This window comes from Paraglaciecola sp., from assembly GCF_051252315.1.
Taxonomy (GTDB): Bacteria; Pseudomonadota; Gammaproteobacteria; order Enterobacterales; family Alteromonadaceae; genus Paraglaciecola.
In genome coordinates this window covers 22,926-33,269 of the sequence record NZ_JBPOFP010000049.1, presented here as the reverse complement: position 1 = coordinate 33,269, position 10,344 = coordinate 22,926, and the positions used below count along the sequence as shown (strand labels likewise).

Below are 10,344 nucleotides of genomic sequence, written 5' to 3'. Positions count from 1 at the left end.
GTTTTGAAGGGTTGTTTCAAATGCTTGAAAAACAAAGATTTGATTATTTCCCGCGAGCAATATATGAAATATATAATGAATTAGAAACCCGTAAATCATCTCTAGAAAATGTGGTTATTGAACCAACTCTAGCTATCTATCTACCGACGGAAACATATGTGTATGTATCACCTACGGCACCTCGTATTGCAGATAGAATGCAACAAGGGTTAAATATGTTATTAAAAAGTGGTGAGCTAAAGCGCATATTAGTTAAGTATTATAGTGATGAAATTGCTCGTGCAAATTTAGCCAACAGAAAAATTATTAAAATTGAAAATAGCCAAATAAAAAATCCTGTTTCATTTGGACCTGAGTTTATATTACATAACGAAGTGGTAGAGTAGGAGAATTAGCAAGGTAGAGTTAGCCAATAGTATTAATCTACTATTGGCTTAGAATATAGCTTTGAAGTAATTATCGGTTTCCGGATTTATTTGAATTTTCACCGTTACTTCTTCTACGGCGATTGGGTCTATTTTCGCTGGTTCGTTGGCCGCCTGCTCGATGACCTTGACGTTGGCCTGCATTAGGTTTCTTCGGTTTTTTAGGTTTAATAGGGCGCTGATCTAACTTTGATTCTGGTAATGGGGTGTTCGGTTCAAAGCCTTGAATTGTTTTACGTTGTATAACTTGTTTAGTTAATCTCTCAATATCAACTAACTGTTTAAACTCTTCTAAGGTAACCATAGAAATAGCTTGGCCAGTTGCCCCAGCTCGTCCAGTTCGCCCAATCCTGTGTACATAATCTTCAGCCACATTAGGTAAGTCAAAGTTTACCACTTGAGGTAATTGATCTATATCTAACCCACGAGCGGCAATATCTGTTGCAATCAAAGCTTTGACTTTACCTTGTTTAAAGTCAGCTAAAGCTTTGGTTCTAGCTCCCTGGCTTTTGTTACCGTGAATAGCAGCTGAAGTAATGCCTCGTGATTCAAGCTGTTTTGCGATCCTGTTTGCACCGTGCTTAGTACGACTAAACACCAGAACTTGTTGCCAATCATTATCCTTGATTAAACGAGTTAAAATGGCTGACTTTTGACTTTTATCTACCGGGTATACCCATTGTTCAACTAAGTCGACCGTTGTATTAGCGGGTGAAACAGAAACTTCTACAGGGTTGTTTACAAGACCTTTCGCTAACTTACGAATATCATCTGAAAAAGTAGCTGAGAACATTAAGTTTTGACGTTTTTGCGGCAATAACTTCAATATCTTTTTGATATCGTGAATGAAGCCCATGTCTAACATGCGATCAGCTTCATCTAATACAAGTATTTCTAATTCATTAAACCTAACTGCATTTTGATTGTATAAATCTAATAAACGCCCCGGTGTAGCGACGAGTATATCAGCGCCTTTTCTGAGCTTTATCATTTGAGGGTTGATACCCACTCCACCAAATACAACCGCTGACTTCAAAGGCAAGTCGCGACCATAGGTTTGTACACTTTCTGCTACTTGTGCAGCCAATTCTCGTGTAGGAGTTAATATAAGTGCTCTGGCCTGATTCGGTTTAGCTTGTTTTCCTAAGCTTAATCTATGCAAAATAGGTAGCGTAAATCCAGCTGTTTTACCTGTACCTGTCTGCGCAGCAGCCATAACATCTTTACCTTCTAATACTGCAGGTATAGCTTGGGCTTGGATAGGAGATGGTTCGGTATAACCTTTAGCGGATACAGCAGACAATATTTTAGGTGATAAACCTAAATCAGCAAAACTCATGAATTATTCTCAAATTAGTTAAATATGCGATTAAAACCAACCGCGGGCGCGGGAGGATACAGTAATAAAAAGATAACTGCCAGTACAAAAAAATGCCGCATCTAGGAAGAGCCTAGAGCGGCATAAAGTTTTCTTTAAGCTTTGTGCTAATTAAGCATCGGTGCCAGGTCTGAATGCTGGTGCATTAGATTTACTTGTGGCGCTTAAAAAGGCAGCTGTTTTTACAGAACGTTTAAGCTCAGGTCTAGCATCGTCACCTAATGAACTAATGTTGACCTCAACAAAATCTTCATTAAGACTTATTGGTTTGGTCATAGGTGCTGACGCCGTTTTCTTCTGATTTGTTTTGTCTGCAACTTTTAGTGAACTTGCTTTTTTAGTTCGCTTCTTAGTTGGAGCTTCTTTCTTGACGACTTTTTCAACTTTAGGTGCTTCGACACTTTTGTCATCTGTAGTAACAGAAGTCGATGTTTCAACAACTTTTGTTTCTGCAGCTTCAACGACAGCTTCTGCTTTAACGTCTTCACTGTTAACAGCAGTATCAGGTGTTAACTCTAAAGAAACTTGTTGTGGAGCTTCTGTCGTTTCAGGTGCTTGTTCAACAACTTTAGCGGGTTCATCAAATTGAAGTTCGTCCTGCTTAGCATTGACGGCTTCTGTTGTCTCAATGACTTCAGCTTCAGCATTGTCGTTTTCTTTACGGCGTTTTTGACCCGCTGAGCGAGCATGCCTAGGAGTACGACGACTGCGAGTACGAGTTTTTGAGTCTTCGTTACTCGGCGTTTCAACAGGTGCTTCAACATTGTTTTCAGCTGAAGCGACCTCAGGTGATTCAACTTGAGCAACTTGTTGGGTTACTTTCGTCTCTTCAACTTGAGCAGGCACTTGAGTTACCTCAGTGTTGTTTTCAGTTACTACTGCAGCAGTATTTAAATTTTGCTCTGTTTTATCTGCTTCAACTCTAACGCTACGACGATTGTCACGACGTTTACGACGTTCGGCAACTTGTTCCTTCTTCTTAGCTGGAGCTGCCTTAACTTGTTTTTCAGTCTGCTCTAAAGGTGCTTTATCATCTCTACGAGGCTTACGGTTGTCATTTCTAGGCTTGCGTTCTTTCCTATTTTGCGACTGTTCATTACGATCTTTACGTTCATAATTCTTGCCGTTGCGTTGTTTATTTCTGTCTGGTCTACCGTTTTTGTTTCTACGTTGATTGCCACCTTGATTACGAGAATGCGTTTTCTTCTTAGGTACAACTTTTTCTTCAGTTTTGAATAGCCCTGATAGCCACTTACTAACTTTCTCTAACAAACCTTCGGATTTATCAGACGTTTGCGCTTTTGCAACGGAAGGCTTCTTCTGCTCTCCAGAGATTAAGCTTTGTAGAGCAGGCTGCTCTTTAGGCGCGGCTGGTGCAATTGTTTTGTCGGTTATAGTTTCTTCGACTTCAATTAGTGGCAAGTTGTAACTCATTTCCTGTACAGCATCATCTGGACGTCGACGGTTAATACTGTAATGTGGTGTTTCCATATTTGGATTAGGGATCACCATTAATTGAACTGAATGACGCTTTTCGATACTGCGAATAGAACGACGTTTTTCATTAAGCAAATAAGTCGCAACATTAACCGGCAATTGAGCTTCAATTTGCCCTGTATTATCTTTAATGCTTTCCTCTTCCATAATACGAAGAACAGATAAAGCTAATGACTCTGTACCACGAACAGTTCCGTGACCACTGCATCTAGGACAGACATTGTGAGCAGAATCACCTAGAGAAGGGCGTAAACGTTGGCGTGACATTTCTAGTAAGCCAAAACGTGATATGCGTCCTAGTTGAACTCTTGCTCTGTCACCGCGAACTGCATCTTTCATGCGGTTTTCAACTTCACGCTGATGGCGTACTGGAGTCATATCGATAAAGTCAATAACAACTAAGCCACCTGCATCACGTAATCGCAATTGCCTTGCAATTTCATCTGCTGCTTCAAGGTTGGTATTGAAAGCGGTTTCTTCAATATCGCCACCCTTTGTTGCACGTGCTGAGTTGATATCGATAGAAATTAAAGCTTCTGTAGGGTCAATTACAATAGAGCCACCAGAAGGTAACCTAACTTCTCTTTGAAAAGCTGATTCAATTTGGCTTTCAATTTGATAATGACTAAATAAAGGCACATCGCCACGATAAAGTTTTACACGGTTTGCGTAGTCAGGGCGCATTTGTTCAACGTGTTTTAACGCTCTTTCGTGCACACTAGTTTTATCTACTAAAATTTCGCCAATATCACGTCTTAAATAGTCACGGATTGCGCGAACAACTACGTCACTTTCCTGATGAATTAGGAATGGAGCAGGGCGAGACTCGGCCATTTCTGTAATACGGCTCCAACCAGAAACCAGATAATCTAAATCGTATGCTAGCTCTTCTGCTGATTTACCTACACCTGCTGTACGAACGATTAAACCCATGCCGTTGGGCAAGTCTAAACCACTTAATGCTGCTTTTAGTTCTGTACGTTCGTCACCTTCTATACGACGAGAAATACCACCGGCGCGAGGATTATTAGGCATTAGAACCAAGTAACTTCCAGCCAAGCTGATAAATGTTGTAAGTGCCGCGCCCTTTTGGCCACGTTCTTCTTTATCAATTTGTAAAATTATTTCTTGGCCTTCTTGGATCACCTCTTTGATATTAGGTCGACCTTCGAATTTGTATCCTTTGGGAAAGTAAGTACGGGCAATTTCTTTTAGGGGTAAAAAACCGTGACGTTCTGCACCGTAATCAACAAAAGCAGCTTCTAGGCTTGGTTCAACACGGGTGATAGTTCCTTTGTAGATGTTGGCTTTTTTCTGTTCGTGACCTGGACTTTCTATGTCCAAATCATACAATTTTTGGCCATCTACTAGTGCTACTCGCAATTCTTCCTGCTGCGTAGCATTAATTAACATTCTTTTCATTCTTGTTTAGCTCGGTATTGTACCGATCGTCACAAAGTAAAGCGTTACATAGTGATTAGACAGTAAAAATCATGCAGCCTCACGACTGTATACTGGGAATTAAGTTTTCGCCTATGTGTTATGTATATTAACCATTTAATATATTGTTTTTTAACACATTGCTCACATTTATGAGCGCTAAACTAGGCGCGGTTTAGCTTAAATTCTTTTATTTTTTAAACTTATCAATATTCAAATTTTCATGCTTGTCTGGCATGGTTTCGATTCAAATACCTTGTCAATTCATCTATATTCTTTACATTCAGTGCGATCAGTTTGTTATTTATATCGCTGATGTAATGGTTTTGTTTTACCTTTCGCTGCGAAAAGTTACTCACTTCACAGTTGGCACACAATATACGTTTACGACCCATGGCCGTCATTGTTTACAAAACTTATTAATCTATTTTTTTGTTTCCAAACACACACTTCATGTGTGAAAACTAGCGTATTATCACATTAAACGACTAATACTGGCAAGATATTAAATTTATTCATTACTTTTGCCGTAATTCAGATAGAATACGCGGCCTATGACAGATTTAACATTTCAAAAAGTTCAATTTATAACGGTCGAACCTGAGCTAGAAGGGCAAAGGATAGACAATTTTTTGCGTACCTTATTAAAAGGTGTACCTAAAAGCCTTATTTATCGCATTTTGCGTAAAGGAGAGGTGAGGGTAAACAAAAAGCGAGTCAAGCCTGAGTATAAACTAGCCGCCCATGATGAATTGCGAATTCCGCCTATCCGTGTATCGGAGCCTACAGAATTGCCTTCAACCAATTTAAATAAGGTGGCAAGTTTAGAACGTAATATTTTGTTTGAAGACGATTGTTTAATTGTACTGAACAAACCATCGGGCACGGCTGTGCACGGAGGCAGTGGGTTAAGCTTTGGTGTGATTGAAGCATTTAGAGCATTACGACCCCAACAAAAATTTTTGGAGCTAGTACACAGACTGGATCGCGACACATCTGGCTGCCTGCTGATTGCTAAAAAAAGGTCGGCCTTAAAAAATTTGCATCAACAATTAGTCGATAAAAAAGTAGATAAACGTTATCAGGCTCTAGTGGTCGGTCAATGGCCGGAAAATCGTTTTAAGGTAAAAGCTCCTTTATTAAAAAATACCCTTAAATCTGGAGAGCGAGTGGTCTTGGTTAACGACGAAGGTAAACCTTCTGAAACCCGATACCGGATTTTGGAATTGTTTAATGGGGCCACGCTAGTGGAAGCTTCACCAATTACTGGCCGTACACATCAAATTCGAGTGCATTGTTTACATGCTGATCACCCAATCGCATGTGATAACCGATATGGTGACAAACATTTTGATGAAAGAATGCAAAAATTAGGTTTAAAACGTTTGTTTTTGCATGCCCATTCGTTAGCTTTTCAACACCCATCTACAGATGAAAGAGTTAGTTTTAAAGCTTCTTTAGAACCAGCACTAACCACTGTGTTAAAACTTTTGCGAGCTGAAAATACATGAAGTACCAAGTCATCATCTTTGATTGGGATGGTACCTTGATGGACTCTGTAGGAAAAATAGTTGACTGTATTCAAGATAGTGCCCGTTATTTAGAGCTACCTATTCCCACTAAACATGAAGCTAAACAAGTTATTGGCCTTAGTTTAGTGCAGGCAATGCAACAATTGTTTGCACTGCCTGATGTGCAAAGTGCTGAAAAAGTAGCAGACCAATATAAGTATTTCTCTGTTCGGCATTATCAAGAATCTAGCCCTTTATTTGAGGGCGTTATTGAGCTATTAACTGCGCTAAAAAGAAAAGGGTATAAATTGGCTGTGGCGACGGGCAAAGGGCGTAAAGGATTGGAACAGGGGTGGCAACACTCCAATTCCAAGGAATTTTTCGATTCGTCTCGATGCGCTGATGACGCACAAAGTAAGCCTTCTCCCGACATGTTGCAGCAAATTATGTCTGAATTGAATATGGAGCCTCACCAAGCTTTAATGGTTGGTGATACCAGTTACGATATGGCTATGGCCGAAGCCATTGGCATGGATAGGGTAGGTGTAAGTTACGGTGTACATGACAAACAAACCTTAAATCAACATTCACCCATCAGTGTTATCGATTCTATAGGCGATTTATTAAAGTACGTTTAATTTGGCGAAGCTAAGGTTTACGATTGCATATGTTCAAATATATCGATATCTAATTTATTGAATAAATCAATTAATCCAATTAACGGCAAGCCAATTAAACTATTCGGGTCTCGCCCACTTAATGATTCGAATAAGGTTATCCCTAAACCTTCACATTTAAAACTTCCAGCACAGTCATAGGGTTGTTCTAATGTTAAGTTGGTTGTTATCTGTTTTTCAGTTAACTTTCTGAATTTAACTTCATATACGTCCACTAAAGAAACTTGTTGCTGATTGTTTTTATGAACTAAACAAAGACCCGTATAGAATTGAATGCTTTTACCGTTGACCATTAATAACTGTTGTTTTGCCCTCTCGAAGTTTCCAGGTTTGCCCAAGGGCTGGTCATTGAAGCAAGCCAGTTGATCTGAACCAATGACATAACTATCGGTTTGCTTTTGACTCACTGCCTTAGCTTTATGTATGGCTAAACGCAAAACCTGTTGTTCAACAGACTCACCTTCAATGGCGGTTTCATCTATTTTAGGTGATAGACAATTAAATTGAAGTTGAAGTTTTTGTAGTATTTGTTGTCTATATATAGAACTGGACGCTAAAGTGATTTTCATGGCAATTAACTTTTTGTATTATCTATTACGATCAAAGCACAGCCGGAACGCTTTCACCACCTGTTATTGTATGCATATTTTCTTTGACTAACTCGCATTAACTCTATATTATGCGCGCGCTATGCAGAAAGTGAAATTACCCAAGCAGGTTGATCCTGTCAAAAGTGCCAACAAACGTTCCGAGTATCGGGGTGTTATGGCAACAGCAGACATGCCTCGCTTGCTTGAGTCAGTTGTTAACGTTGCTGAAGAAGTAGATGTTGAAGTAAAGTTTTTAAAAGACGAGCAGGGTCTTACTTATTTTCAAGGTCATATGGCATGTTTAACTTCACTTCTTTGTGAAAGATGTAACGAAGCTTTTGAACATCAAATTGATGTATCCTTTTGTTTCAGTCCAATGCAGAGTTCTGAAAAAGAAGATGATAAAGTAGAGTTACCGGATATTTACGAACCGGTAGAGGTCAATGACCACGGAGAAGTCAATTTACTTCAAATTTTTGAAGACGAACTGATTTTATCATTGCCGATTGTAGCCCTTCATGCAGAGAAGGATTGTAATCAAAAGCGTGATAACATGAGCTTTGGAAAAATTGAACCGGTAAATGAACGTCCAAACCCGTTCGCGGTTTTGAAAGAACTTAAGCGAGACTAGGAGTAAAGTAATGGCTGTACAGAAAAGTAAAAAAGCTCGTTCAAAACGTGGCATGCGTCGTTCACATGATGCGCTAGGTTCTGCGACTTTATCTGTAGATTCAACGTCAGGTGAGACACATGTTCGTCATCACGTGACCGCTGATGGTTACTATAAAGGCAAAAAAGTTTTATCTCTTTAATTTAAAAGAGACAAGTCTTTGAGCCATCTAACCATAGCGTTAGATATCATGGGGGGCGATCACGGCCCCCATATTATTTTACCCGCGGCCAAAAAAGCGCTGCAAGAATTCCCTCATCTAAAAATTATTTTATGCGGTCCTCAGACTATTATGTCTGAATGGGTCAATACATTACCTGTTACATTACAAACTCGCATAGTGACATCTGACTGCCCACAATCAGTGGCGATGGATGAATCACCCACCCAAGCGTTTCGACAAAAGAAACAATCATCAATGCGCCGTATGTTAGATCTCGTTAACGAACAACAAGCGGATGCTTGTGTCAGTGCCGGTAATACCGGAGCGTTGTTAACCATGGCTTTTTACGTTTTAAAAACGTTACCAGGTATACATAGACCTGCCTTGGTTTCAAAAGTGCCTGTGGCAGATAATGGCAGAGTATATTTATTAGACTTAGGTGCCAATGTTAACTGTGATTCAGAAGTTTTATTTCAATATGCTGTAATGGGTTCAGTCTTAGCAGAACAAGTTGATGATGTCCCAAAACCCAAAGTAGCATTGTTAAATGTTGGCGTTGAAGACATTAAAGGCAATGACCAAGTCAAACAAACTGCAAGTAGCTTATTGAGTACACAAGCAATAAATTATATTGGGTTTGTTGAAGGTAATGATATTTTTACTGAAAAAGCAGATGTAATCGTAACGGATGGATTTGTTGGGAATATCGCATTGAAATCATGGGAAGGTTTGGCTAGTTTTGTGATCCAAGAAGTAAAAACCGCTTCGCAACAAAACTGGTGGCGTAAAATATTAGCCGCCATAGCCTTGCCTTTATTAAAGGTTATTTATACTAAGATGAAGCCCGACCAGTATAATGGGGCTAGTCTGATAGGATTGCGCGGAATTGTGGTTAAGAGCCACGGTAATGCATCATCAGAAGCTTTTTTGTATGCTATACGTCAAGCGGTGAGAGAAGCCGAGATGCAAGTACCCGATAAAATAAAAGATAAAATTGAAGCTGTATTAATGGAGCGCCACTAATAAATGAATTCCAAAATAATTGGTACGGGCAGTTATTACCCAAGTGAAGTAAGAACTAATTCAGACTTGGCCAATATGGTTGATACAACAGATGAATGGATCACCGATCGCACTGGTATTAAAGAAAGACGGATCATAGGCGAGCATGAAACTGCTGCGACTATGGGAGTTGAAGCGAGTAAAAAGGCCCTTGAAGCCGCAGGCATTGATGCTAGCTCTCTAGACATGATCGTATGCGCTACAACTAGTGGGCGTAATGCTTTACCTAGTACAGCATGTGAAATTCAAAAAGCGTTGGAGTGTGACGGTATTCCCGCTTTTGATGTTGCCGCTGCGTGTGCCGGATATTGTTATGCCTTAAGTGTTGCAGATCAGTATATTAAATCAGGCATGATGAAACGGGTTTTAGTTGTTGGTACTGATTGTTTAACACGTCTTGTTAATCCTGAAGATCGCACTATGGTGATTTTGTTTGGTGATGCAGCTGGCGCAACTATTATCGAGGCCAGTGAAGAACCAGGGATCTTATCTACACATATTCATGCCGCAGGCTCATATGGTGATTTACTTAAAGTAGGAAACCCATCAAGAGGTGATGAAGCATCAGTTCATGAAAACTGGGGTTCAATGAAAGGTAATGAAGTGTTTAAGGTAGCTGTCACTAAACTTAGTGAAGTGGTTGAACAAACCCTTGCTGCAAACAATATGCAAAAGTCAGATTTAGATTGGTTAGTGCCACATCAAGCAAACTTCAGAATAATTAAAGCGACTGCTAAAAAACTTGATATGTCGTTAGATCAGGTTGTTGTAACCCTTGAAAGTTATGGAAATACTTCGGCTGCGACAGTTCCTACTGCCCTTGATACGGCTATCCGTGATGGACGTATTAAACGTGGTCAAAACCTGCTGTTAGAAGCTTTCGGAGGCGGGTTTGCTTGGGCATCCGCTTTAGTAAAGTATTAGCATTAAG

General features: G+C 39.8%; 9 protein-coding genes and 1 pseudogene. 7 read left to right on the top strand and 3 right to left on the bottom strand.

The annotated features are described in order from the left end of the window. A pseudogene (locus ACSHXM_RS11460) lies at window positions 1-386 on the top strand (hypothetical protein); the annotation flags it as partial. A gap of 70 nt (window positions 387-456) precedes the next feature. Here ACSHXM_RS11460 and ACSHXM_RS11455 read toward each other — a convergent pair. Together ACSHXM_RS11455 and rne are read right to left on the bottom strand one after the other, a co-directional pair. Then, complete coding sequence (locus ACSHXM_RS11455) at window positions 457-1,764, bottom strand: DEAD/DEAH box helicase (RefSeq protein ID WP_435688904.1); 1,308 nt, start codon at window positions 1,762-1,764, stop codon at window positions 457-459. Between the two features lie 150 nt (window positions 1,765-1,914). Further along, window positions 1,915-4,713, bottom strand: a complete 2,799-nt coding sequence (gene rne / locus ACSHXM_RS11450; protein ID WP_435688903.1) for a ribonuclease E — start codon at window positions 4,711-4,713, stop codon at window positions 1,915-1,917. Window positions 4,714-5,294: 581 nt separating this feature from the next. Between rne and rluC the strand changes: the two genes are divergently transcribed. Together rluC and ACSHXM_RS11440 are read left to right on the top strand one after the other, a co-directional pair. Beyond that, window positions 5,295-6,251 (top strand): 23S rRNA pseudouridine(955/2504/2580) synthase RluC, encoded by a 957-nt coding sequence (rluC, locus tag ACSHXM_RS11445; RefSeq protein ID WP_435688902.1) that lies wholly within the window; start codon window positions 5,295-5,297, stop codon window positions 6,249-6,251. Next, on the top strand, window positions 6,248-6,889 hold the full coding sequence (locus ACSHXM_RS11440) for an HAD-IA family hydrolase (RefSeq protein WP_435688901.1): 642 nt from the start codon (window positions 6,248-6,250) through the stop codon (window positions 6,887-6,889). The genes rluC and ACSHXM_RS11440 overlap by 4 nt, the downstream gene beginning before the upstream one ends. Before the next feature lie 17 nt (window positions 6,890-6,906). Here ACSHXM_RS11440 and ACSHXM_RS11435 read toward each other — a convergent pair whose 3' ends face one another. Continuing rightward, window positions 6,907-7,497, bottom strand: coding sequence for a Maf family protein (locus ACSHXM_RS11435; protein ID WP_435688900.1), 591 nt, complete (start codon window positions 7,495-7,497; stop codon window positions 6,907-6,909). A 121-nt stretch (window positions 7,498-7,618) separates the two neighbouring features. Between ACSHXM_RS11435 and yceD the strand changes: the two genes are divergently transcribed. From yceD to ACSHXM_RS11415, 4 genes are read left to right on the top strand one after another with little or no spacing between them, the layout of a single operon-like run. Then, on the top strand, window positions 7,619-8,149 hold the full coding sequence (gene yceD, locus ACSHXM_RS11430) for a 23S rRNA accumulation protein YceD (protein WP_435688899.1): 531 nt from the start codon (window positions 7,619-7,621) through the stop codon (window positions 8,147-8,149). A 10-nt stretch (window positions 8,150-8,159) separates the two neighbouring features. After that, complete coding sequence (gene rpmF / locus ACSHXM_RS11425) at window positions 8,160-8,330, top strand: 50S ribosomal protein L32 (RefSeq protein WP_235314500.1); 171 nt, start codon at window positions 8,160-8,162, stop codon at window positions 8,328-8,330. 18 nt (window positions 8,331-8,348) lie between these two features. Then, entirely contained in the window at window positions 8,349-9,374 is a 1,026-nt protein-coding gene (gene plsX, locus ACSHXM_RS11420) for a phosphate acyltransferase PlsX (protein ID WP_435688898.1), read from the top strand. Window positions 9,375-9,377: 3 nt separating this feature from the next. Beyond that, the gene (locus ACSHXM_RS11415; RefSeq protein WP_435688897.1) at window positions 9,378-10,337 is read left to right on the top strand and encodes a beta-ketoacyl-ACP synthase III; all 960 of its coding nucleotides are present in this window, start codon (window positions 9,378-9,380) and stop codon (window positions 10,335-10,337) included. Window positions 10,338-10,344: the final 7 nt, after the last annotated feature.